The 25,525-nt window shown below is 37.5% G+C and carries 23 protein-coding genes and 1 pseudogene; 16 read left to right on the top strand and 8 right to left on the bottom strand.

Annotated features, from left to right (window positions below):
- Positions 1-99 precede the first annotated feature (99 nt).
- On the top strand, positions 100-351 hold the full coding sequence (locus tag H6G06_RS10720; RefSeq protein ID WP_242039652.1) for a hypothetical protein: 252 nt from the start codon (positions 100-102) through the stop codon (positions 349-351).
- Positions 352-465: 114 nt separating this feature from the next.
- On the opposite strand, the gene H6G06_RS10715 is transcribed toward H6G06_RS10720, so the two are convergent.
- Both H6G06_RS10715 and H6G06_RS10710 read right to left on the bottom strand, forming a co-directional pair.
- Entirely contained in the window at positions 466-795 is a 330-nt protein-coding gene (locus H6G06_RS10715) for a DUF2973 domain-containing protein (RefSeq protein ID WP_190559816.1), read from the bottom strand.
- Positions 796-1,025: 230 nt separating this feature from the next.
- Positions 1,026-1,280: a DUF2605 family protein gene (locus tag H6G06_RS10710; RefSeq protein WP_422387048.1), complete on the bottom strand. Its 255-nt coding sequence runs from the start codon at positions 1,278-1,280 to the stop codon at positions 1,026-1,028.
- Positions 1,281-1,755: 475 nt separating this feature from the next.
- Between H6G06_RS10710 and thrS the strand changes: the two genes are divergently transcribed.
- The 7 genes from thrS (at position 1,756) to H6G06_RS10675 (ending at position 11,966) form a co-directional block, all read left to right on the top strand.
- Entirely contained in the window at positions 1,756-3,576 is a 1,821-nt protein-coding gene (gene thrS / locus H6G06_RS10705) for a threonine--tRNA ligase (protein ID WP_190559814.1), read from the top strand.
- Between the two features lie 346 nt (positions 3,577-3,922).
- On the top strand, positions 3,923-4,681 hold the full coding sequence (gene mddA, locus H6G06_RS10700) for a methanethiol S-methyltransferase (protein ID WP_190559812.1): 759 nt from the start codon (positions 3,923-3,925) through the stop codon (positions 4,679-4,681).
- A 245-nt stretch (positions 4,682-4,926) separates the two neighbouring features.
- Entirely contained in the window at positions 4,927-6,615 is a 1,689-nt protein-coding gene (locus H6G06_RS10695) for an NAD(P)H-quinone oxidoreductase subunit 4 (protein ID WP_190559810.1), read from the top strand.
- 195 nt (positions 6,616-6,810) lie between these two features.
- Positions 6,811-7,722 (top strand): homoserine kinase, encoded by a 912-nt coding sequence (gene thrB / locus H6G06_RS10690; RefSeq protein WP_190559808.1) that lies wholly within the window; start codon positions 6,811-6,813, stop codon positions 7,720-7,722.
- A gap of 289 nt (positions 7,723-8,011) precedes the next feature.
- Positions 8,012-9,496 (top strand): DNA cytosine methyltransferase, encoded by a 1,485-nt coding sequence (locus H6G06_RS10685; protein ID WP_190559806.1) that lies wholly within the window; start codon positions 8,012-8,014, stop codon positions 9,494-9,496.
- An 86-nt stretch (positions 9,497-9,582) separates the two neighbouring features.
- Positions 9,583-10,095, top strand: a complete 513-nt coding sequence (locus H6G06_RS10680) for a hypothetical protein (RefSeq protein ID WP_190559804.1) — start codon at positions 9,583-9,585, stop codon at positions 10,093-10,095.
- A 266-nt stretch (positions 10,096-10,361) separates the two neighbouring features.
- A complete protein-coding gene (locus H6G06_RS10675; RefSeq protein ID WP_190559802.1) occupies positions 10,362-11,966 on the top strand; it encodes an NAD(P)H-quinone oxidoreductase subunit 4 in 1,605 nt (534 codons plus the stop codon).
- Positions 11,967-12,195: 229 nt separating this feature from the next.
- Here H6G06_RS10675 and H6G06_RS28115 read toward each other — a convergent pair.
- Positions 12,196-12,318, bottom strand: a pseudogene (locus H6G06_RS28115) (Rpn family recombination-promoting nuclease/putative transposase); the annotation flags it as partial.
- Between the two features lie 299 nt (positions 12,319-12,617).
- Between H6G06_RS28115 and H6G06_RS10670 the strand changes: the two are divergent.
- The gene (locus H6G06_RS10670; RefSeq protein WP_190559800.1) at positions 12,618-12,782 is read left to right on the top strand and encodes a hypothetical protein; all 165 of its coding nucleotides are present in this window, start codon (positions 12,618-12,620) and stop codon (positions 12,780-12,782) included.
- Positions 12,783-12,859: 77 nt separating this feature from the next.
- Here the strand turns inward: H6G06_RS10670 and H6G06_RS10665 are convergent, their stop codons facing one another.
- The 3 genes from H6G06_RS10665 to H6G06_RS10650 form a co-directional block, all read right to left on the bottom strand.
- Positions 12,860-13,834, bottom strand: a complete 975-nt coding sequence (locus tag H6G06_RS10665; protein WP_338422928.1) for a protein rep — start codon at positions 13,832-13,834, stop codon at positions 12,860-12,862.
- Positions 13,835-14,123: 289 nt separating this feature from the next.
- Positions 14,124-16,262 (bottom strand): protein kinase domain-containing protein, encoded by a 2,139-nt coding sequence (locus tag H6G06_RS27350; protein ID WP_338422927.1) that lies wholly within the window; start codon positions 16,260-16,262, stop codon positions 14,124-14,126.
- Between the two features lie 301 nt (positions 16,263-16,563).
- A complete protein-coding gene (locus tag H6G06_RS10650; protein ID WP_190559798.1) occupies positions 16,564-17,535 on the bottom strand; it encodes a pentapeptide repeat-containing protein in 972 nt (323 codons plus the stop codon).
- 328 nt (positions 17,536-17,863) lie between these two features.
- On the opposite strand from H6G06_RS10650, the gene rpsN reads away from it, so the two are divergent.
- Positions 17,864-18,166 (top strand): 30S ribosomal protein S14, encoded by a 303-nt coding sequence (gene rpsN / locus H6G06_RS10645; RefSeq protein WP_190559795.1) that lies wholly within the window; start codon positions 17,864-17,866, stop codon positions 18,164-18,166.
- 90 nt (positions 18,167-18,256) lie between these two features.
- Here rpsN and H6G06_RS10640 read toward each other — a convergent pair whose 3' ends face one another.
- Positions 18,257-18,586: a hypothetical protein gene (locus H6G06_RS10640; RefSeq protein ID WP_190559793.1), complete on the bottom strand. Its 330-nt coding sequence runs from the start codon at positions 18,584-18,586 to the stop codon at positions 18,257-18,259.
- Between the two features lie 115 nt (positions 18,587-18,701).
- On the opposite strand from H6G06_RS10640, the gene aat reads away from it, so the two are divergent.
- Positions 18,702-19,274 (top strand): leucyl/phenylalanyl-tRNA--protein transferase, encoded by a 573-nt coding sequence (aat, locus tag H6G06_RS10635; protein ID WP_190559791.1) that lies wholly within the window; start codon positions 18,702-18,704, stop codon positions 19,272-19,274.
- A 77-nt stretch (positions 19,275-19,351) separates the two neighbouring features.
- Here aat and H6G06_RS10630 read toward each other — a convergent pair whose 3' ends face one another.
- A complete protein-coding gene (locus H6G06_RS10630; RefSeq protein WP_190559789.1) occupies positions 19,352-20,254 on the bottom strand; it encodes a cell division protein FtsX in 903 nt (300 codons plus the stop codon).
- A gap of 128 nt (positions 20,255-20,382) precedes the next feature.
- On the opposite strand from H6G06_RS10630, the gene def reads away from it, so the two are divergent.
- The 5 genes from def to recJ all read left to right on the top strand — a co-directional run bounded on the left by def (position 20,383) and on the right by recJ (position 25,513).
- Positions 20,383-20,946, top strand: a complete 564-nt coding sequence (gene def, locus H6G06_RS10625; RefSeq protein ID WP_190559787.1) for a peptide deformylase — start codon at positions 20,383-20,385, stop codon at positions 20,944-20,946.
- A 12-nt stretch (positions 20,947-20,958) separates the two neighbouring features.
- Positions 20,959-21,165, top strand: coding sequence for a hypothetical protein (locus tag H6G06_RS10620; RefSeq protein WP_190559785.1), 207 nt, complete (start codon positions 20,959-20,961; stop codon positions 21,163-21,165).
- A gap of 462 nt (positions 21,166-21,627) precedes the next feature.
- Complete coding sequence (locus tag H6G06_RS10615; protein WP_190559783.1) at positions 21,628-22,431, top strand: PD-(D/E)XK nuclease family protein; 804 nt, start codon at positions 21,628-21,630, stop codon at positions 22,429-22,431.
- A gap of 72 nt (positions 22,432-22,503) precedes the next feature.
- Entirely contained in the window at positions 22,504-23,145 is a 642-nt protein-coding gene (locus tag H6G06_RS10610; RefSeq protein ID WP_190559781.1) for a GNAT family N-acetyltransferase, read from the top strand.
- Positions 23,146-23,203: 58 nt separating this feature from the next.
- Positions 23,204-25,513: a single-stranded-DNA-specific exonuclease RecJ gene (recJ, locus tag H6G06_RS10605; RefSeq protein ID WP_190559779.1), complete on the top strand. Its 2,310-nt coding sequence runs from the start codon at positions 23,204-23,206 to the stop codon at positions 25,511-25,513.
- The last annotated feature ends 12 nt before the right edge of the window (positions 25,514-25,525 follow it).

Genomic DNA, 25,525 nt, shown 5'->3' with positions numbered 1-25,525 from the left:
GTCTATCTTTGATAGAAACTCAGTAGAGAGGCTTGTAGTTAGCCCTGTAAGGTGTAGGCCTTACCAAGCTAGAAATATTTGACTATATTTTTAGTAACTATGATTCACTTTGTAGCTTATCCTGGAGATACTCTCTACATTTTGACAGAAAACCAAGATACTATAGTTTCTCAGCTTTTGGATTTAGGTAAAAAGTGGCGTGCAGACTCAGTGGATATTACTGATGGTAATAATGAAGAGTATGGTTTGCGACTTCAGCGCAGGTTACAAATGAGGTTACAAGGTGGTTTGGAAGGTGAGTCATTTTGGCAACAGCGGGATGGTGTAGTAATTGCTTATTGGTGGGATTGAAGATGTTAAATTTAGTTAAAGCTAATAGCTATTTATTCAATGTTTGCACCTAAAGCAAAGGTTTAGCAATGCTAAACCCCTACAGATTCCCAAATTATAAAAATTACGAATTAATTAAGCTTCTTCTGAACGCTCAATTTTCTGACCAGGAGAAGATTCATAAAGAGCATCCAACTGTTGACGCGCATCTTCAACATTAATTGAACGCATTACCAACAGAGGTTCCTTAATTAAATTACCTGCATTATCTAATAATTCTGGATGTGGTACAGACTGTCTTTTAGCTCCATAGTAACCAAAGCCACCTTGATTACCCATTCCAGAGGATCTCGCTGGATAAGGACGTTCCCTATCAAAACTGAACATGATGAGATTGCGAATTAAATTACCCACAGCGATAAAAGCAAGGACTGTGAAAGCTAGAATGTAGAGTAGGTGTAGCATATAATTATCCTCCAAGGGTAACAAGTTTTAAAACTTTATATCGTAGTGCTTAATTTTCGCTAAACCGTGATTGACGGTGATGGCGAATGTTCAATTAACTATTTGTGATGAGATATTTTGTAATCCTGTGAGGATTACTGTAACATGGGATACATTATTTTTTTATGAAAATAATGTTAAGGTTTTTTTTCTATCGTTACGACTTATGTAGTGTTTTATTACAAAGTAAATCACTCTGATTTTGACTGACGGTAGAGCATTGCCATTTTCCAACATTCGCTTACCAACTTATGCCCAGGCATTAAAGTCGCCATATCAATCCCGACTTGTCTATCCGTTGCTTCAAAAAGCAACTTGGCTGTGCTGAGTTTGGCTTGAGCTTGTTTGACTAGTTGTAATAAATCAAATTGCTCTAGTTCACTCATAAATTGGATTTTCTCATTTTCTAATAATTCACCCAATGCCTTCGGCAGGCGGTTCGCCATCGCGAAAACCCGTATTCAAAATCCTCTAACAGCTTCTCCAAGACTGATTTGAGCAATTTAGCACTTGGTGAATTTGAGTTTCCCATATATGAGAAGCATATTTCCTAATTTCTTTTTAATATTAACGCTATTAACGAAACTTAACAATCAGATCATAACTTCTCTTGCTTTCCCAAAAATCAAAAATCTGTAACTTGGAATACAAAGCACAATCATATAATTTTGGCAAGAGGTTTGTACAGTTCCTTGGGGCTATATTTTTATCTGTCTAAAGGAGTATCTAGTAGGAAAATTTATAGAAGTTTCATAAAACGTATTTACATGAATTAGGAAATGCTTTTCCCAACTAGTTCAATAGCAGTGATAAATTAGGAGAGTCCACAGGTAAGGCGGCAGGGTCGTCAGCAAGTGGACTATGATTTTGAGAATATATTTTCTCCAATTTTATTTGTAACCGCCAAAAGTTTAACAGCCGATGTCGCCAAATCAAGAACCCCAACCAGCAGAAAAAATCTATTTACCGCGTACCAGCGAATCAGAGACATTAAAAAAGATTCGCCATACCGCTTCCCACGTCATGGCCATGGCAGTACAAAAGCTGTTTCCCAAAGCGCAAGTTACCATTGGACCTTGGATTGAAAACGGTTTTTATTATGACTTCGATAACCCAGAACCCTTTAGTGATAAGGATTTAAAAGCCATCCAAAAAGAGATGGTGAAGATTATTAATCGTAAATTGCCAGTAGTGCGGGAAGAAGTCAGCCGAGAGGAAGCACAAAAGCGAATTGAAGAAATAAAAGAACCGTATAAATTAGAAATTCTGGGAGATATTAAACAAGAACCCATCACGATTTATCATTTAGGTGAGGAATGGTGGGACTTGTGCGCCGGTCCCCACCTCGAAAATACCAAGGACATCAACCCCAAAGCCCTGGAGTTGGAAAGCGTAGCAGGTGCTTATTGGCGAGGAGATGAAACAAAAGCGCAACTTCAACGCATTTACGCGACCGCTTGGGAAACCCCTGAACAACTAGCAGAGCATAAACGCCGCAAAGAAGAAGCATTAAGGCGTGACCATCGTAAACTGGGTAAAGAACTCGGTTTGTTTATTTTCGCCGATCCAGTTGGCCCTGGTTTACCGCTTTGGACTCCCAAAGGAACTTTACTCAGAACGATTTTAGAAGACTTCCTCAAAAAAGAACAGTTAAAAAGGGGTTATTTACCTGTTGTTACTCCCCACATTGCCAGAGTTGATTTATTTAAAACATCGGGACATTGGCAGAAATACAAGGAAGATATGTTTCCGATGATGGCTGAAGATGAGGAAGCAAAAGCGATAGAACAGGGTTTTGTCCTCAAGCCGATGAACTGCCCTTTTCATATCCAAATATACAAGAGTGAATTACGCTCTTATCGGGAATTACCGATGCGTTTGGCGGAATTTGGTACAGTTTACCGCTATGAACAATCTGGGGAATTGGGTGGTTTAACCAGAGTACGCGGTTTCACGGTTGATGATTCTCACCTGTTTGTCACTCCCGAACAATTAGATAATGAATTTCTGAGCGTTGTAGATTTGATTTTGACTGTGTTTAGAAGTCTGCAATTGAAGAATTTTAAAGCTAGATTGAGTTTCCGTGATCCAGCCAGTGATAAATATATTGGTGGGGATGAAGTTTGGGATAAAGCTGAGGGTGCGATTCGTCGCGCTGTGCAACAATTGGGAATGGATCATTTTGAAGGCATTGGGGAAGCGGCTTTTTATGGTCCAAAACTCGATTTTATCTTCAGTGATGCGTTAGATAGAGAATGGCAATTAGGAACAGTGCAGGTAGATTATAATTTACCTGAACGGTTTGATTTAGAATATGTAGCTGAAGATGGTTCGCGTAAACGTCCTGTGATGATTCACCGCGCACCTTTTGGATCTTTAGAAAGATTAATTGGGATTTTGATTGAAGAGTATGCGGGTGATTTTCCCTTGTGGTTAGCACCTATACAAATTAGATTGTTACCTGTTGGTGATCTGCAATTAGACTTTACCAAAGAAGTTGCTGCGAAAATGGTAGCTTTAGGAATTAGAGCAGAAGTTGATTTAAGTGGCGATCGCTTGGGTAAATTGATTCGCAACGCCGAAAAAGATAAAATCCCAGTAATGGCGGTAGTAGGTGCCAAAGAAGTAGAAAGCAATTCTTTGAGTATTCGTACCCGTGCTTCTGGGGAGTTGGGAGCGATATCTGTAGATGAAGTTGTGAATAAAATGCAGGAAGCGATTACTAATTTTAGTAATTTCTAGTAATTATTAACTTTTTAATACTCTTTGCGTAATCGTGTTAAATTAAAAACAGGAAAATGCGAAGAGTATTGTTTTGAAATAAATTTTCTGTCATTAATCAATAAACTTGTAACTAATAGTGAGGAGATTTTAAAATGGGTTTAGTAGCAGATCAATACCTTTGCCAAAATAAGAGGTTTTTATTTACGTAAAATTTACAATACACAGTATTTTCAGTTGCTTGAATTTTAGATCAATGTATTCTGTTGATTGAAAGTAAACAAATCCTTCATCCTGTTAATTTGTAAACAAGCAGATTTACTGCCTAAGTTTTAAATTACCAATCACACAAAAAACGTTAAGTTTTATGAATAAAATCATTGCTTTTGCCTACGGCTTAATTTGTTACTTGATATTTTTTGCAACTTTTCTTTACTTAATTGGCTTTATTGGTAATTTTATCGTTCCTAAATCCCTAGATTCAGCCTTACAAAGTAATTTAACCCAAGCATTAATTATAGATTTAGGCTTGATATTATTATTTGGAATTCAGCATAGTGGTATGGCACGTCCTGGGTTTAAACAATGGTGGACAAAAACCATTCCTACAGTTATTGAACGTAGTACCTATGTGTTAAGTGCCAGTTTAATGCTATTACTACTATTTTGGCAATGGCAACCTTTAGGTGGGATAATTTGGCAAATTCAAAACCCAATTTTTACCTATATTATTTATGGGTTTTCTGCCCTTGGTTGGTTACTGGTTTTAGCGAGTACATTTTTAATCAATCATTTTGATTTATTTGGACTAAGACAAGTATATCTTTACCTTCAAGGTCAAGAATATAAACATTTAGAATTTAAAACAGTCGGTATTTATAAATATGTGCGTCATCCTTTAATGTTAGGCTTTTTAATTGCTTTTTGGTCAACTCCAACCATGACTATTACCCATTTCATCTTTGCATTAGGGATGACCATTTACATTTTGATTGCTATTCAATTAGAGGAACGAGATTTAATAGAAATTTACGGTAGTTTGTATGAAGAATACCGTCAACAAGTTTCTATGCTGATTCCTTTCAAAAAAGTTGGCATCAATGCCAATACAACTACATCAGAGTAAATGGGTAATTTTCCCCACTTCTCATATTACTCGCATATTATAGTATATAAATATACAGAGAATTGTCATACCTCCCGTAAATGTCTGCTGGAGGCGTTTTATATATATAGAACAAATCCTAAATATAGGATTTTTTGAGGTATTTATTCTCTTTATATCAATCTGTGCGAAAAATTTATAAATAAATTGTTACAAAGTTTAGTAAAATGACATCATTAAACAAATGAGTATTTTTTCCTATTGACATGATGGCGGAACAATTTCCTTGGCTGACCGCGATTGTCCTATTTCCCCTCCTCGCATCCTTTTTGATTCCCGTGCTGCCTGATAAAGACGGCAAACTGATCCGTTGGTATGCGTTAGGTGTAGGTATCGCCGACTTTGCCTTAATGTGCTGTGCTTTTTGGCTGCATTATGATGCTAGTGATGCTAGTTTTCAACTTGTAGAAAATTATGCCTGGATGCCTGCGTTGGGACTCAACTGGGCTGTGGCAGTGGATGGTATTTCAGCGCCCCTGGTATTGTTAGCAGGGTTTGTCACCACCCTAGCGATTTTTTCAGCTTGGCAAGTTGACCGTCGTCCGCGACTGTTCTACTTTTTGATGCTGGTGCTATATTCGGCACAGGTTGGGGTGTTTGTCGCCAAAGACCTGCTGTTATTTTTCATTATGTGGGAAGTGGAACTAGTTCCCGTATATCTATTAGTTTGTATTTGGGGTGGTCAAAAACGTCGCTACGCCGCTACGAAATTTATACTATATACCGCCGCAGCTTCTATATTTATCCTAGTAGCCGCCCTAGCAATGGGTTTATACGGTGATGGTAATATAAGTTTTGACATCAGCGCACTGGCTGGGAAAGATTATCCTCTAGGATTACAATTGCTGCTGTATGCAGGTTTATTTATTGCCTTTGGGGTCAAACTGGCTATTTTCCCCTTACATACCTGGTTGCCAGATGCCCACGGTGAAGCATCTTCACCCGTATCCATGATTTTGGCGGGTGTCTTGCTCAAAATGGGCGGATATGGCTTGATTCGCATGAATATGGAACTTCTGCCCGATGCCCATATTTACTTTGCACCAGTTTTAGCCATTCTCGGTGTTGTGAATATTATCTATGGTGCATTAAATTCCTTTGCCCAAACGAATATGAAACGGCGTTTGGCCTATTCTTCAATTTCCCACATGGGTTTTGTACTGATAGGTTTAGCTTCCTTCACCGATTTGGGGATGAATGGGGCAATGTTGCAAATGATATCACATGGTTTAATTGCCTCTGTGTTATTCTTCCTAGCTGGTGTTACTTACGACCGCACCCGTACAATGGTCATGAAAGATATGGGGGGTATTGGTCAAGCTATGCCCATCGTGTTTGCGTTGTTTACGATAGGTGCAATGGCATCTCTGGCTTTACCGGGAATGAGTGGTTTTGTTGGTGAACTCTCGGTTTTTGTGGGTTTGACAACTAGTGATGTTTACAGTTCCACCTTCTGTACTGTGACAGTTTTCCTAGCTGCTGTCGGTGTTATCCTCACACCTATCTATCTGCTTTCTATGCTGAGACAGGTATTTTACGGTAAAGATGCAGCCCTGATTTGTGATATTAACAATGCAGGTTTGGAAAATCTGGAAGATGAAGGAACTGCTTGTTTTGGTACAGATTGTCTGTTACCCAACCAAGCTGTTTATAGTGATGCTAGACCCCGTGAAGTATTTATCGCTGCCTGTTTTCTAGTGTTGATTATCGGTATTGGTTTCTATCCCAAAGCTGCTATGCAGATGTACGATGCTAAGACTGTGGCTGTAAATGCCCATGTCCGCCAATCTTATACGATCATCTCGCAAACCAACCCCGGTATTTATGCAAATGGGTTATTAACTCCGAAAATTGCTGAAGTTGATGTAAATTCGGTTTTGGCAACTGTAAAGTAAACCCAACTGCTAGAACAATATTAAGTTTTGTATTGTTTGCTCGACAAAATACCAAACTTGTGAATATTAGTATTTCCCGCAACCCAAGTAAATATGGTAGCGGGTATTTTTTTTAAGCACAAATGTCCCCCTGACATGGGATGCTAGTAAAGAATCAATTGTTAATTTTTAAGTTTTTAATTTTTAATTGTCACAATGTCTGTAATTTCTACTGTTACTGTTAAAGTTCCCGCCACGACTGCTAATTTAGGTCCTGGTTTTGACTGCATCGGTGCAGCTTTAAAACTGTACAACGAATTTAAGTTTACTAAAAATGAAGGTGGGTTAATTATTCAGGTGTCTGGTACAGAAGCTGAAAAGGTGCAAACTGATGAAAGTAATCTGTTATATCAGGCTTTTGTCAGATTATATGAACACATAAAGCAAACTCCGCCATCTGTAAAAATTGAGATTAAGTTGGGTGTCCCACTGGCGCGGGGTTTGGGAAGTTCAGCGACGGCTATTGTGGGGGGGTTAGTTGCTGCTAATGAGTTGGCTCTTTCGCCTTTGTCTGAGTTGCAGGTGATGGAATTAGCGATCGCCATGGAAGGACATCCTGATAATGTTGTACCAGCTTTATTAGGTGGATGTCGTCTGGCTGCTACCAGTCGCACCGGTTGGGAAATTTGTGATCTTACTTGGCATCGAGATATAGTACCAGTAGTAGCAATTCCTGATTTTGAATTATCAACTTCCGAAGCACGGCGAGTTTTACCAACAGAGGTAAGTCGTGCAGATGCAATTTTCAATGCTTCCCATTTAGCTTTATTGTTGCGGGGTTTGGCAACCAGTCGGGAAGAATGGTTAAGGGCAGCTTTACAAGATAAGTTACATCAGCCCTATCGTCAAGCCTTAATTCCTGGTTACGATGATGTGAATGTTGCGGCTGTTGCGGCTGGTGCTTATGGGATGGTAATTAGTGGTGCAGGTCCAACACTGTTAGCTTTAACGGATGCAGCACAAGCGAAAACAGTTGTGACAGCAATGGCGGAAGCTTGGCAACAAGCAGGAATTACATCTATTGTGCGATCGCTCCCCATTGATATGCAAGGGGCGGTAATTTTGTAATGGGTAATTCGTAATTTATCCATAACAGAATTTACCCACGATTTACGGATGAAACGAACCACGAAGAAACGTTCGCGAAGCGTCTCGAAGAGATAGGACACGAAGGTAAGAGGGTTTGAGAGATTTTTTTCGTCTGTATTCGTAATTCGTAATTTATCCATAATAGAATTTACCCACGATTTACGGATGAAACGAACCACAGAGGCACAGAGAACACAGAGGAATGAGGGTTTATGAGTTTTCTTGTAAGTGGTGAATTTAATTACAATCAAAGCTATCAAGATATAAAATGCCGAATAGAAGATTTACTTTTATTGATCTTTTTGCTGGAATTGGTGGATTCAAAATTGGATTAAGCAATAATGGTGGTCATTGTATAGGGTTTAGTGAAATAAATAAAGACGCAATCAATACATATTGTGAAAACTTTCAAATTGAACCTAGTTGTAACTTAGGAGATATTACCAAAGTCAAAGAATTACCACCTCACGATTTTTTAACTGCTGGAGTTCCTTGTCAAAGCTGGTCAATTGCAGGTAAAAATCTAGGTTTTAATGATGATAGAGGACAGTTATGGAACGATACAATTTATTTACTTCAACAATCTAAACCGAAGGTATTTATTTTTGAAAATGTCAAAGGATTAGTTGATCCTCGCAATAAAAATGCTTTATTATATATCTTAGCAAGAATTGAAAAAGCTGGCTATTATGCTAACTATTTTGTAATTAACTCATTTGATTATGGTGTACCACAAAATAGGATTCGAGTATATATAATTGGATTTAAGGAAAAGGAATATTTCCAAAATTTTATATTACCACAACCCCTGGAAAATAAGCTAAAATTAGGTGATATATTAGGTTTTACGTCGCCTAAACAAATAGAAAATAAAATCATTCAAAGAGACTTATTTGGAAACGTTGTTGAATCTAAAAGTATGAGTCTTTCAACAACCAACGGATTCAACGATTACTTTTTGTTTAATGATCTGAGAAATGGTCATACAACAATACATTCTTGGGATATTATTGACACCACTCAACGACAGAAAGATATTTGCTTATTATTACTTAGAAATAGACGAAAAAGTAATTATGGTGAATTAGACGGCAACCCATTATCATTAGCACATTTTCAAAGCCTAGATCCGTCAATTACACAAGCAGAAATTGATGAATTGATTAAATTAGAAATATTAAAAGCTGAAGAGTATAGTTTTATTGTTAAGCAGTATAATATTAATGAATTGACAAAAGATGAAGAATTACTACTTTCATTTACAAATAATGAAGAAATAATTGTTGACCGATTAAAAAAACAAAGAGAATTTAAACTAGGAAAGGTGTCAATTATCAAAACAATTGAGTCTCTAAAAGAAAAAGATATTATTGAGTGTGCTGAAATTCGCTATGATTTTAAGAATACTAAAATAAGTACAGGATTATTTGGCATAAATCGGATCTTTTTACCAAGTTCTGATATTTTTCCCACTTTAGTAGCAAGTGATACCAATGATTTTATAACTTTAAAAACAATTGCTGCTCAAAATCATCATGATTTTAAACAGAAATTCATCCAGGAAGTTTATAGGAAAAAAGAATTTAGAAGAATTACTAAAAGCGAGGCTTGTTTAATACAGGGATTTCCCAAAGATTTTAAATTACCAGAGTCAAGAGCAAGATGGATGAAACTAGTTGGAAATAGTGTTTCAGTACCCGTAATTGATAAACTGTGTAAAGCGATTATTGAAACTGGGGTATTTGCAAATTAAGTGCGATAGCGAAGCACTCCGTAAGAATCACCAATCTTGTAGACTGGATTAATGAAATGTAATCCTAAATTATCCACAATATATATATGGAAAAGATTCAACAAGAAATAAAAGAACTTAACTCACAAATTCAGGCACTCCAGGAGGAAAGGGCTACACTGACGAATAATAATGTAGAGTCCGGTGAAAATGATTCAGCTTTAGCTGTAGTTGAGGCTTATCGTCGTCAAGCTAGAGAAAATGCTCAATTATCTGCTGAACTAAAGGGAATAGATGATGCGATTAATTTCCTAGAACAGCAGAAACGACAGAAGGAAGCACATATCAATAGATCACTAACTTTCTCAAAGCGCCTTTCTCAACAACAAGAAGAATTAGAAGCAGCGAAAAAAGTAGCTGAAGTTCATGCCCAGCGGGTTAATGAACTCGCAAGAGAACTAGCACAGGAAATTAAAATGCTCAAAGCTTGTGCTGATGAACTTAGTCCCATGTATTGGCAGGTTTACTATAAACCGTTCATTACCGGATTTAAAACCATCTCCGTTCCCTATGTCCGTTCTGATGGACAAGTGTGGACTATTGTCAACCGCATTGTTTAGGTAATAAAACCCAATAATAAATACTTTACCAAATCAACATCAAAAATTTGGCAAAAAATTGTAACTTAAATTAGCGGCTGATAAAGCCGTTTTTTTGTTGACGTTACAAAAATTTACTATTAAGATGGCAACGAGAGGATTTTAGTAAGCATTTATTACTATTTATCCTCTCGATTGAAAATATGTAAAGGAAAATGTTTACAAAAGTAACGATTCCTTAATATAATGTAATTAAAAGAAAAACCAAAAATTGATTGTCAACAGTGATGAATCCGATACAAATCCCTTGGCTATCAGCCATAATTTTCTTGCCCTTGGTGGCATCCCTAGCAATTCCCCTCATTCCCGATAAAGACGGCAAAACAGTTCGCTGGTATGGTTTGGGAGTAGCATTTGTAGACTTTGCATTAATGATTTTTGCCTTTTGGCAAGGTTACGATTTCCAAAGTTCAGCCCTGCAAATGACAGAAAGCTACCCTTGGATACCCCAAATTGGTTTTAATTGGTCTGTAGCGGTTGATGGCTTATCAATGCCCTTAATACTGTTAACAGGCTTAATCAACACACTCGCAGTATTCGCGGCTTGGAAAGTAACCAACAAGCCGCGTTTATTTTATGCGTTGATGTTGGTGATGTACAGCGCCCAATTAGGTGTATTCCTCGCCCAAGACTTGTTAATGTTCTTCTTAATGTGGGAAATCGAGTTAGTACCTGTTTACCTGCTGATTTCCATCTGGGGTGGAAAAAACCGCCGCTATGCAGCTACCAAATTTATTATTTACACCGCCGCCGCATCTATATTTATTCTGGTAGCTGGTTTTGCAATGGCTTTCTATGGTGATAACTTCACCTTCAACATGACAGAATTGGGAATGAAAGAATATCCCCAAGCTCTAGAACTCGCACTATATACAGGTTTCTTAATTGCTTACGGTGTAAAACTACCAATTTTCCCCTTCCATACCTGGTTACCTGATGCCCACGGTGAAGCATCTGCACCTGGTTCAATGGTATTAGCTGGTGTGTTGTTGAAGATGGGTGGTTATGCTCTTATCAGGTTTAACGTTGAAATGTTAACCGATGCCCACGTTGTTTTTGCCCCCATCTTAGCAATTTTAGGTGTAGTAAATATTGTTTACGGTGCTTGTTGCGCTTTCGCTCAAACCAACCTCAAACGCCGCTTGGCTTACTCTTCCATTGCCCACATGGGGTTTGTATTAATCGGGATTGCATCTTACACAGAAATTGGTATCAGCGGTGCTGTGTTACAGATGGTTTCTCACGGTTTAATTGCTGCTAGTTTATTCTTCCTCTCTGGTGTAACTTACGAACGTACCCACACCTTGATGATGGATAAAATGGGCGGTATGGCTAAGGTAATGCCCAGAACCTTCGCTCTGTTCACTATCGGTTCAATGGCTTCTCTAGCTTTACCTGGTATGAGTGGCTTCGTAGGTGAGTTGATGGTGTTCTTGGGTATTGGCACCAGCGATGTTTATAGTTCTAGTTTCAAAGTTGTAGTCATCTTCCTATCAGCAGTTGGTGTGATTTTGACTCCCATCTATTTACTCTCGATGTTGCGTCAAGTGTTCTACGGTCAGCAAAGTGAAGAGTTACATTTAGATGCTGTAGTTGCTGATGTTAAACCTCGTGAATTGTTCATCACTGCTTGTTTGTTAATTCCTATCATCGGTATTGGTTTCTATCCTAAGTTAGCTACACAAACCTATGATGTGAAGACTGTTGAAGTTGCGGCTCATGCTCGTCAAGTGTTGCCTGTTGTGGCTCGTCAACAACCCACTAACTTGTACTCACAAATCTTTATTGCTCCAACTTTAGCTAGTTCTGAATTTGTTAATATTTCTGAGTAATTATAAAGCTCGCAAGGGCGCTGGTAAATCTTAAATAAGAGGGGTTTTAGGGGTGGTTGTAGAAACTACCCCTATAGTTTTTTAAATTCCAGAAATTGCAATACTTAACTTAATTAAACGTGAATTCGATGAACCTCTCCCCAACCCCTCTCCGACTCGGAGAGGGGCATTTTAATCATTCATCAGCAGTGTAAAATTGTGTTTTTTAAGCCTCTCTAATAATAAAAGCTAAACCGGGAACTGTGAGAAATTTCTCTGTTGGTTGTTCCCACAAGCGGATGATATCAAACTCGTGATAAGTTCTTTCTAATTTAAAGCTGTTTTCATTGACTAATTCTGATCCTGTTTTTCGCTAGAAATTTACAGATGTTGTCATACATGGGTATATTTATTTAATTGCTACATAATCGGTTTCTTTACAAATAAAGGAAACAAGCATTACTTTTAATTATTTATTGTCTTTAATCTATCTTTATAGCCGTTATTTCCTGGTTTAAATTGAAGATGATACTAAGTTTCTGTTAGTTTTAGGTAGCTTGACTACATACATATAAGGAATATATTTAACTACCTCTTACTTTAGCTTAGTATTATTCTTCTTTCTCATACGCTATCTTGTTTACCTTAGACAATAAACATTCTTTTCTTACTATGCTTACAAAAATCACTACTTTCTTTGGTTTAATTTTAATACTTGCTGGTATTTCTACTTTGCCCCTCATTGATAGAAACGATTACTTTATCTCTATGCAGGTTGTTCAAATTGGTGTTACTTTGATTACTCACAATTCTAAACAACAGTCTAATGATGATTAGTGCTTATTTACATTCCTGATTTTGTATACTTCTTTTAGTGACTGCTTTTTAGGGCTTTACTTCTCTCTTAGTTATCACTATAATTTGTACTTTTGTAATCTTTCATCCCATCTGAAAAATAAACTATCACCTGTCACCTCATCTATCTCTTCACTTTCACCAATGAGGTCTTGATTTTTCTCCTCTAATTCTCGCATATAATGTCTGAGAACTCCACCAACTGCGATCGCTCTAGTTTTGTGTAGTTGACGGGTTAACTCTAGAAACCATTCCCTATCATCCAATAAATCAGACTCTTTTACCTGATATTTCAGAATTTCAGGAATTAGCACTTTTGGATCATGGTGTTTTGCGATCGCTCTCACATCAACTACTGGCTGATAATTAACCCTTAAACACTGCTGCCATAATGATACCCATTTAGCTTGAGAAAGATAGCCATGACTGAAATATGAAGGTTTAACCATCGCTAAAAGGTGTATATGTGGGTGTGCTGATATTCTATCTTGACCTTTGGTGACTTCTACAGACTTTACCCAACCTTTAGCTGGCCATGCTTTCAATTCTGACAAACGTTTAAAAGCTTTGTTTATTTCATCTAAGGTTTGTCTGAGTTCTTCAATTTGGCAATTTCTGACAGTGAGAGTGATAAACAACCAACGGTATTTAGGATAGTCTGTAACAACTTGGGGGAGAATTTGATAAGCTTTTGCTTTCCACATCATAGAACGTCGCCACTGACAAACTGGACAGTGACGCACTCGACAAAATCGCGCATTAGTTAATTTTAATTTGAGAATATCTGCTGATTCTTCTGATACTAAGCGAAACTCTAGCCACTCAGAACAGCTTTTCAACCGATAAGCATACTCATTGAAAGTATCATTATCTGCTTTTGCGTAATATTCAGCAACTTTATCAGCATTAATTCGATGCTTTTCCCAAGTTTTACCTACAGGATCAATCTCCGTTAAATTTGGTAGATTTTGACTTGGTTGAGATTTTTTGGGAGGAGAAAAATTCAAGCTTTTATCTGAGTTTGGAGTAGACACAAATTTATTGAATGACTTTTGGAGAGAAATTAGGGATTTTTAATTATGCTTTGGTTGGGTTTCCTTGAGTCAACCCAACCTACTACTACTTACTTTTGTTTTACTTTAATTATCTCTAGTCTTTCTACTTTGCTCACCTTTGATAGACAGGATTACTATATCTCTATACAAATAGCTGTTAAGTTAGTCACCTATAATTCTAATCAGCCTTCCAATGATAACTAGCTTCTGCTTACTTATTTACATTCCTGATTTGCTATACTCCTTTTAGTGACTGCTTTTTAGGTCTTTACTTCTCTCTTAGTTTCCAAGTTCTAATTTGGATTTGGGCATCTCTGTAAGCAGAACTACCACGAGGAATTAACCTTGCAGTTTCAATACTTTTAGGAATATCAAACTCGCTTTGAGAGCGTGCCATTTGTAATATTTGCTGACTCCATTGATCAATACCGACATTAACATCCATGCGTAAAATGTTACGCTTGGGAACGCGATCAGCGATGCGGATGGCCTCAGCTAAATCTTTTGGTGTACCAGTAACAGCCACTTCTCTGGCTTTTCTCCAGTTTTCTCTAGCGCGGATCTGTTGTTCTTGCCAACTATCCACTGCTGTTTGTGCTTCACTAGCAAGCGCCCTTCCTGATGAAGCAATTTTTTGAGCTTCCCAAATGGCGGTATTTAAATCTCCGCTTTCAGCAATAATCTTTGCTTGATCTAAATAAGATTGGTCTTGAATGCGTTGAATCTTAGCAGTCCAATTGTTAATTTTTTTCTGTGCTTCTGGATATAATGCACGGACAGAGCGAATTTGACTAGCTTCTGTGATCGCTTTTTGTAAGGAAGCAATATCCTCATCATAGAATACGATTTGTTCCGCACGATATAAATATGGTGCATCTTCTTTAAGTTCTAATTGCCAACGCGCAATTAATTGTTGTGCTTCATTATAAACATCCCTAGAAGCATCTATTTGTTGAGCTAGGGAAATTGCCGCTTCTAACCCAGCTACAGTACCAATAAAGGCAAATCTTTTCGCTTCACTTAACACTATAAAATCATCAACTTCTGCCTGTAATTCAGGATTAGGAGGAATTCTGCGAGCAATTTCTAATGCTGTATATGCATCTTTCTCATTCATTTTCTCCTGTGCTAATTTGAGCATTTTTCTAACAAATTCAGATTTTAACTCTTGGGATTTTTGATATACATAACTTTCAGGTTGAATCGCCTCAGCTAATCTAATAGCTTTGAGTAAATTATCTACATTAGGACTTTTCGCTAAATCTTCTGCTTTGTAAAGTTTATCCCAGTCTTCCCTAGTTGTGACAATAATTTTGTTATTAGGTTGGTTCAATGCAGCAATAGCAAAACATCCCACACCTAAACTAATTAACCATTGCCAAGGGTTCTGTTTTTTCTGAGTTGGTTTAGTAGCCGTTGTTGTGACTGGTTTACCTGGACTAACCGCAACAGTCACAGACGCACTATTTTTAGATTGAATCTTAGTATTGTTTCTGAAAATATGAACTTGATTTAACCCTTGTTCAATTTCCTTTAATCTCTGTAAAATAACTCTTGTATTTTCAGGACGCTGATTAGCAGTAGGAGCAATTAAATTATCAATTAAATCTGCTAAAAGCGGAGAAATATTAACTGCATATTTTCGCCAATTTAACTCATTAGTCAGAGGATCATAAATAGCTTTATCCTGTGGTTCTTTACCAGTCAGTAAAAATATAAAAGTCCGTCCCAAAGCAAAGAAATCAGACTGTTGTACAGAATAACCGTTTTGTTGTTCTGGTGGTGAATAACCTTGTGAAATAATTCTAGTATGGGAATTTCCCGCTAAAATTGTGGTGGTGATTTGTCGCACTGCACCAAAATCAATTAAAACCAGTTGCCCACTAGGTCGCAGCATGATATTCTGAGGTTTAATATCACGATGAAAATATTTTTTAGCGTGTACTAAAGCCAGAATTTCTACAATTTGTTTTAACCAATTAAGAGCTTGAGTTTCAGAAATAGTTTGATAATTACGAAATTCCATCCATTGCTCTAAATTTACCCCTTCAATTTTCTCCATTACTAAACAGTGCAATGGTACAGAGCTATTTTTAGGTAAAACGGTAAAATAACCATCCGCTTCGACTTTGGGAATACCTGCACTATTTAACTGACTCAAAACCTTAGCTTCTTGTTGAAATAGTTCCACCGCTTTAGGGTTATTCTCCGTCAGCACTTTTAAAACTTTGGTTTTACCACCGTCGTCAATTTCAAAGGTATTCCCAAAACCACCTTGACCTAGTTGTTTAAGTACCCGATAGCGATTTTGCAGCAGTAATTGTGACCCACAGTTACGACAAATAGGATTATTTGCATTTGCTAGGTCAATAGGTTTTGGACAGTGCGGGTTGATACAATAGCTCATTACGCAAACATCAGTCCCATCAATAAGTGACTGTGATTCATACCCAGTAGAGGATTTAATATTTAAAGAAAGTAATAATATGTTTAAATACGGTATTAGTATAGTAACCTTTACTACGTCTTTTTGGCAACTGGTTATAATATTTAATTTTAATATATCTTTATTTAATTTGATTAAATGTCATTTGATATGCTTATGCACAGAAGATAGTTCTTCCTCATCAAAATAAGCATAACTGGGTTTTCAGTCCGTGTCAATAGATTTGACTATCACTATTGCGAAAAAATGGCTTTTTAATGAATTACTCCAACGGGGTAATTTTCCGTAAAATTAAATCTGTATTTTCTATGATTTTGTGATACAAACTGGCAAATTCTCCAGGTACAAAATTAACATTTATAGGTCTGCGTTCAGTTTTATTCTCATCGTTAATTTTCATATACACATATTCACAAATAGCTTTTTCTAGATTTGTATTACTGTTAATATGCCAATCTTCTATACAAGCACCTGTGAGGTTTGCAGCGTGAAAGTTTGTAGAGATTATTCGTGCTAAACGTAAATTAGCATTAGTGAAATTAGCAAAACTACAATTAGCCTCACTAAGGTCTGTTTCAGTCAAGTCTGTTTCACTCAGGTTTGCTGAACTGAGGTTTGCTTCATTGAGGTTTGCTCCATAAAGATAAGCCCCTCTCAAGTTGGCTAAACTCATATTGGCTGAAGTGAAGTTAGTTCCACTTAGGTTAGTGTGACTAAAGTTAGTTTCACATAGGTTAGCTCCACTAAAGTCAGAGGCAGTGAGGTTAGCTTCACTGAAGTTAGATGCAGTGAGGTTAGACCTACTAAGGTTAGCGTTAGAGAGGTAACTTAAACTGAGATCAGTCCCACTAAGGTTAGCTCTATATAAATTTGTGTTCATCAAGAGTGCGTTACTGATGTTAGCTTTCGTGAGGTTAGCTTCACTAAAGTTAGCCGCAGTGAGATTAGCGTTATTAATATCAGCGCCAGTTAGGTTAGCATGACTGAGGTTAGCACCGATGATTTCAGTGTTGCTGAGGTTAGCATAACTGAGCTCAGCCCCAGTCAGGTCACTTTCAATGAGTTTAGCTTCACAGAGATTCGCACCTTGAAGATTAACTTGTTTAAGATTAGTCCATCTCAGATCAGCTTTTATCAGATAAATATCTATGTTTGGGTTTTCATCTCTCCATTTATTCCAAACCTGGAAACCTTGTCTCAGTATTGCCAATTGTTCAATGTTTGCATACATCATTAATTGTTATAAAAGTATAATATACAGAAAGCTAAGTGTATTAATTCATCTGCATTTTTTCTTTACTCACGTTGGAAGATGACAGGGTTTGTTTATATCAATAACCGTGCTGACTTATTGTTTTGTATTGCTTTTTGATTTATCGTGTTAGTGCAGTATGGATATATAAAAAATAATTACATCAGGTTTTTAGGTGCGCGTCAATGACCTGTACTGACAAAATGCGAAAAAATTTTGTGAAAAGATTTCTTTTTTGCTCTTGTAGAGACGTTCCAGACGCAGAGAGTGTAGAATAGAAAACGCTGCCTTTGAGTACATTAGGGATTTTATGGCCAAAAAGAGTATGATTGAGCGCGAGAAAAAACGCGCCAAGTTGGTGGAAAAGTATGCTGCAAAGCGGGAAGAGTTGCTAGAAGAGTTCAAATCAGCAGAATCTCCTTTGGATAAGCTGGAAATTCACCGCAAAATTCAACAACTACCTCGCAACAGTGCGCCTACTCGTCGCCAAAACCGTTGCTGGTTAACAGGTCGTCCTAGAGGAGTTTACCGTGATTTTGGACTATCTCGGAACGTTCTCCGGGAATGGGCGCACCAAGGTTTGTTACCTGGGGTTGTCAAGTCTAGCTGGTAGTCAGTGGTCAACCGCTTCGCGGAAGTCAAAAGTCAAAAGTCAAAAGTCAAAAGTATAATGACCGATGACTAATGACTAATGACCAAATTATTATTGACCACAACAATGATCAATTCCCAGGCTATCTAAGAGTAGATCGCTAACGGCGTTGGCGATCGCAAACTCTCCATAAAAGCTTTTAGAAAAATCAAATGCCTGCATCTCTGTGACAATAGCAATAACCAGAGAACCTAAATCATTTTCGCCTTCCATGCGTTGTCTAACAAAAATCTGCGCTGCACGTTGGGCAATTTTTTGATTAACTACTTCGGGAAGAAATTCTGTATCCAGCCACCGCAACAGGCGCTTTTGCAACCATTCGCCTTCTAGTTGAGGATTTTCAGATGGTGGTAGGGTAATGGGTGGAATTGGCTGAGTCATGTTTGTATATCTTAAATAGATTTTGTGTACCAAGGTAAACTCAGAAGAACGCATAGGAAAGTTGATAACAGCAAGTTGTTTTCCTCTGAGGCTTATTGTGATTGTTAACTGAACTATGGAATATGATGTTGCTGCTATTATTCGAGGTTATGCTCAAGGCTATTTTCTCATGGCTGATGAGTATGATCACCTGGGATGGTATGGAAGTAAGGAACATACTTTGATTCCCTTAGATGAGAAATTTCGCTACCCTAAATCATTAAAGCGCGTTCTTAACCAAGAAAGGTTTACAGTAGCGATTAACCGTGACTTCCTGGGTGTAGTTGCTGGATGCGCTAACCGTAAAACAACTTGGATTTCTCCAGAATTACAAAAAATTTACTGGCTACTTTACCAAACTGGTTATGCCTATAGTTTTGAAACGTGGCAAGGTGATAAACTTGCGGGGGGAATTTTAGGGATTGTGATTGGTGGTGCTTTTATTGGTGAATCGATGTTTTACAACATTCCCGAAGGTTCTAAGGTAGCAATGGTCAAGTTAGTAGAAAGGTTGCGCCAAAGGAAATTTTTACTGTTTGATGCACAAATGATGAATCCTCATTTAGAGAGATTTGGCGCTTATCCCATCAGTAACCAAGAATATGAGACTTTATTGAGACAGGCTTTACAAATACCTTGTTCTTTATGATTGGGGACTGGGGACTGGGAAAAATATAAATAACTTCCCCCTGCTCCCTGCTCCCTGCTCCCCTGCTTCTTCACCTGTCACCTGTTAGCAAAACGGTGGACAGCAAACAAGCTGCCCATCAATCCTACAGATGCGCCAAAACCCAAGAGAATCAGGGGTAATAGTAAGGTTTGGGAAACAGTTAGCTGTAAACCGTGACTAATAAATTGGATAAACTCAGGCTGATTAACTAGTAAGCGGTTGATAAATTGTTGAGTGACAGAAATAAAACTCCAAGCGATCGCCCCACCAACCAAGCCAAAAGAAATTCCCTGTAAAATAAATGGTAGGTAAATCCAAGCGTAAGTAGCACCTACCAGTTGCATAATTTCAATTTCTCGACGACGCGCCATGACAATTAGGCGTATAGTAGTTGTAGTCACAGCTATGGCTGTTAAAGTCAAAATAACGGTAATTGTCAGAGTCAGCCAACTCAGACCCTGATGTAACTGTCCAATACGTTTCACCGCTTCATCTACGTACTGCACCACATCTACACCTTGCAACTTTGCTAACTGTGTTGCTAAATCGGTTACAACTTGGGGATTTGCGGCTTTTACCTTCATCTCATCCACCAGAGGATTACCCCCTAGTTGCTGGTTAGCACCTTCAATATTAGTCAAACCAAGTTCTTTAACCAACTTAGTCCAAGCTTGTTCTTTAGTAATTACTTCTACTCCAGCCACATCTGGTAAATTTGCTACTAGTGGTTCAATATTAACAGCTTGAATACCTGATTTCAAATAGACTGATAATTCTAACTGACTACCAAACTGGTTGAGAAGTCTTTCTACTTGCCAAGAAGTTTGCAGACTTAAGCCAAATAAAAATAGTAACACTGTCATGGTACTGACAGCAGCCCAATTCATCCACCCTCCCCGTAACAACCCCAGGAAAGTTTCTTTAAGTAGATAATCTAGTTTGGTAAAAAATTTAAGCATAAATTGGTAATTCGTAATTCGTAAATGATCTCCTATATTCCCTGTCACCTGTCACCTGTCACCTTAACTCCTGTCAACTAACGATAGAATTGAGTGAGTAAGACATTCATCATTAAGCCACAAGAATCATGCCCTTGGATATTGCTGTAGAGAAGAAAAAGTTAAAAAATCCACCTTTGAAGCTTCATTATTTAGGCGATCGCGTCCTGCGTCAACCTGCAAAGCGGGTTACAAAAATAGATGATGAACTTCGCCAACTGGTGCGGGAAATGCTGCAAACTATGTACAGCGAGGATGGTATTGGTTTGGCTGCACCCCAAGTCGGAGTTAACAAACAACTGATTGTCATCGACTGTGAACCAGACAAACCAGATGCGCTTCCGCTGGTATTGATCAACCCTGTCATAAAACAGGTTAGTAGTGAGCTTTGTGTGGCTCAAGAAGGTTGTTTAAGCATCCCTAAAGTTTATTTGGATGTCAAACGCCCCCAAGTGGTAGAAATTGCCTATAAAGATGAATATGGTCGTCCTAAAACCTTAAAAGCTGATGACTTACTAGGGAGATGTATTTTGCACGAAATGGATCACCTCAACGGTGTCGTATTTGTAGACCGTGTAGAAAATTCCTTGACTTTGGCACAGGAACTATCTAAAAATGGCTTCTCGTATCAAGCGGTGAAACCAGTAGCATAGGGTGGTCTAGTTGTGTATTTAACTCCAAAAAGCGGTTTATTTTTAGGTGGTTCTTGTTTTACAGCGATCGCTGCTGTTGGTTCAGTATTTGAACTCAGTTCTGGACAGCCAGATTTAGGTGTCCAAACTACTGCCATTATCCTAGCTTTGAGTATTCCTCTCACCGTATTATTTTTTATTGCGGCCGTCAAGGATGCACGGGCTAACAACTCTAACTAAATAGTTGGATCAACAGAGAAGTTGTTACACTTGTGATAACGCGAAAACCAGGTAAAAAATAGAAGGCTTGAGACCCTGTACAAAACTTCTGAGAGTAGGCCACCGGCTTACAAGCGGTTGAGAAATCCAAAAACCTTAATGATGCTGAAAATAATGAACTAAAGTAGCAAATGTCCTCTTATTTTCAACAGTGCGACTAGGGTAAGCCGTATCTGAAGTCAAGCCTGGAGACTGGTGGATGCCGACACTGCCAGAAGGAAGCAGCAAGCAATCTGAGCAATATTTAACTTTGTTAAACTTTGTTTCTCTTTGCCCAAGTCTTGTAGAGCGGCTAACATGAAATAAGCATCAGGTATATAAAAAGGGTAAGAGGATGAAAGAGAAATGTAAAATTCAGCCTTTTACCTTTTATTTTTCTTTGGGAATAGGGAAGAGGGAATTTATTACACAAACAAAGCAAAAATGCTATCAACATCTACTCAACTATTTCGACTTTCCCAAGGACATCTCAACTTACTTGCAGCTTGTCCTCGTAAATTCCAGCATACCTATTTAGAACAACTTACCGCACCCACAGACCCCCAACAGGAAGAATATCAGACTTTAGGTAGTCGTTTTCACCTGCTCATGCAGCAGCAAGAAATGGGTTTACCAATTAATAGTTTCTTGCAAGCGGATACTCAACTGCAAACTTGGATGACAGATTTTGCCAATGTTGCACCAGAAATATTAACACCTGATAACGATAGTCAGACCTTCCGCGATAGTGAACACTATCGGACTTTGCAAATTCAGGATTACTTACTCACAGTAATTTATGATTTATTAATAGCAGATCAAGAAAAAGCACAGATTTTTGACTGGAAAACCTATCCTCAACCACCGAATAAAAGCTATTTAGCTAAGAATTGGCAAACCCGACTTTATATGTATGTTCTGGCAGAAACTAGCGAATATTTGCCTAATAATATATCTATGAATTACTGGTTTGTTCAAGCCAAAGACCAACCTAAAAATCTTCAATTTAAATATGATACTCGCAAACATAAACAAACAGAACACGACTTAAATGAACTGTTGAGTAATTTAACTAATTGGTTAGAACAATATCACCAAAAGGGGCCATTTCCCCAAGAACCAGCATCTAAAAAATCTTGTGAATATTGTCAATATGCTGTCCTTTGTTATAGTCAAACCAATAATCCAGTAGAAATATCGTCTCAAATTTTACCAAATATTGATAATATCCAAGAAGTATCACTTTGAATATATGAGAAAAAAGAATTTTTTTTGATAGAAAATAAGGAAAATTAGATAATAACAATTAAAGCCATAATCATGAAAGCCTTTGATGAAACTGATACCATTTATGTCCGGGATTTAGGAATTGATGATATTGCGCCTGTTTACCACTTAGGTGAAGAACTATTTACCAGCGATTTATATCCTTATTTATATCGCACCTGGGATGAATGGGAAGTAATTGGACTTTACAACACAGATCCAGAATATTGCCTGGTTGCAGAAACAGATAGCGAACTAGCAGGATTTATTTTAGGCACTATTATTAGTAAAGCATCTTGGACTTATGGTTATATTTTGTGGTTAGGTGTAAATCCTAAATTTCAACGTCAGGGAGTAGCAGACAAATTAGTTGATAAAGTTGTAGCGCGAATGATTGAAGATGGGGCGCGGTTTATGTTAGTAGATACAGATCCTACGAATATTCCAGCAGTTAAATTTTTTAATCGTAAAGGTTTTGGTAACATCCGACAACATATTTTCTTATCAATGAATTTGAGTAAACATCCATATTATGGCAGACTAATAGATTATGAACATCAAAAAGCAGAAAGGGCAGGTTATAGGCGCACTCGTCCTACTATTCGTTCTCGTAAATCAGAAGGAATTCCTGGTGAAGTAGCTATCAATCCCTTGGAGAATGAATCACCAAGAGATTTAATTATAAATGATGAATGAATTTTGGTCAGGAGTCAGGAAAAAGATAATTAATAATTAATAATCTTGAATTAATTAAATGCAGTGGATTTTATTAGAAACAGAACAAATTCCTGAATGGTTCATCCAAGCAGTTAAACAGTACACACCGCTATCAAGTGGAATTTACGCGTCCCAATTACTTTGGCAAAGAGGGATACAAAGTGAATTACAATTAGCAACTTTTGTTAACTATCAAGCTTATCAACCAGCAAAACCTGATGAATTTGGGCAAGAAATGGGTTTGGCAATGCACCGTTTAAAAAAAGCGGGTGAAGCTGGTGAAAAAGTTGCTATTTGGGGAGATTTTGACGCTGATGGTATTACCTCAACTGCTGTTTTGTGGGATGGTTTAGGACAATTTTTTATTCAAAATAAACAATTAACTTATTACATTCCTAATCGCTTAACAGAATCTCATGGACTTAATTTAGCAGGAATTGATAATTTAGCTAAACAAGGTTGTCAATTAATCGTCACTTGTGACACGGGAAGTACAAATATTGATGAAATTATTTATGCTCAAAAATTAGGTATAGATGTAATCGTTACCGACCATCATACTTTACCTGCTGAACGTCCTCCAGTCGCTGCAATTATCAATCCTCGTTATTTACCAAGAGAACATCCATTATTTCATCTTTCTGGGGTAGCAGTTGCTTATAAATTAGTAGAAGCATTATATGAAACTTTGCCAGATATACCACAACATCCCTTAGATGATTTGTTAGATTTAGTAGCGGTGGGATTAATTGCTGACCTAGTACAATTAAATGGTGATTGTCGTTATTTAGCGCAAGTGGGAATTCAAAAGTTACAAGCTGATTATAAAAAACCAGTTGCAGAGAGAAGACGGCCAGGAGTAGGTAGATTATTAGAATTATGCCAGAAAAGTGGCGATCGCCCTACAGATATTTCCTTTGGTTTGGGTCCTCGTATTAATGCAGTCAGCAGGATTCATGGTGATGCTAGTTTTTGTGTAGAACTGTTAACGAGTCGAGATATTCAACGCTGTCAGCAACTTGCAGAAGAAACAGAATTAGCGAATACCCGGCGCAAATCTTTACAAAAAGATGTGCAGAATCAAGTATTTAAAAAACTCTCCCAATTAGATTTATCAACTACTAGTGTAATTGTTTTAGAAGACCCGCAATGGCCTAGTGGTGTTTTAGGTTTAGTTGCGGGTCAAGTGGCGCAAGAAACAGGTCGCCCAACGATTTTATTAAGTACGGAAAATGGAGAATCGCAGACACTTCTAGCGCGTGGTTCTGCGCGTTCAATTAATTCTGTTGATTTATATCAATTAGTCAAAGAACAAGCACATTTATTACATCGTTTCGGTGGACATCCCTTTGCAGCAGGTTTAAGTTTATTAGTTGAGAATATTCCTTTATTTACAGATGCCATTAATCAAAAATTACGGCAATCTTTAGGGGGAATTAATCTTACACCCACAGTCCAAGCTGATGTAGTGGTAACAGTTGCAGATTTAGGGAAAGAATTATTTTTAGAACTGAAAATTTTAGAACCTTGTGGAATGGGAAATCCTGTTCCAAAATTGTTGATTAAAAATTGTTGGTTTGAAAATGCTTGGCATCGTAATCAACAGGATTTCAAGGGCAAGAAAATACAATATATTAAAACCGAGTTTGATATTCGGGATGATTCTAGTAAAAACTCTTTTCCGGGTATCTGGTGGGGACATTATAAAGAAGAATTGCCTATAGGTAGATGTGATTGTATAGCGGAAATAGACTACAACAGCTTTAAAAAACGCTATGAAATTAGATTAATTTCTGTACGTCCGTGTGCTGATTTAGAAGTAAAAACTGAGAAATCAGCGATGATCTTAGATTGGAGAAATCAGGATTATTCACAATTTCAAAAAAATAACTCCATATTGATTATTAAAGATTGTCCAACAAGTTGGGATGATTTACGGGTATGGTTGAGAAGGTCGGTTTATAATCAACAACAATTAGCTATAGCTTGGTCAAAACCACAAAAACAAACACCCAATGATATTTGGTTTACCTTAGTAGGAATTGCTAAATTTATAAATCGGACAAATCAGCTAGTTACCCGTGTGCAACTTTTAGAAAAACTGGGAATCAGCGATGTAAGTTTACATTTAGGCTTGAAAGCTTTAAAATATTTAGGTTTTACAGTTCAACGTCAAGATAGATATTTACAAATCACTTGGGATGCAATTATTAGCGATGAAAATAAAGCTGATAATGCTATTAAGCAATTTTTAGCCGCAGTCCGAGAAGAACAATTTCAAAAGGAATATTTTACCACGGTTCCTATATCTATGATTCAAGCGATCGCCTATAATGGTTTAATTTGATAAAACTATACA

Origin of the sequence: Anabaena sphaerica FACHB-251, assembly GCF_014696825.1 — a bacterium.
In the GTDB taxonomy this organism is placed as follows: domain Bacteria; phylum Cyanobacteriota; class Cyanobacteriia; order Cyanobacteriales; family Nostocaceae; genus RDYJ01.
The sequence above is the reverse complement of the archived record's forward strand: the minus strand, read 5'-3'. Positions and strand labels throughout refer to the sequence as shown.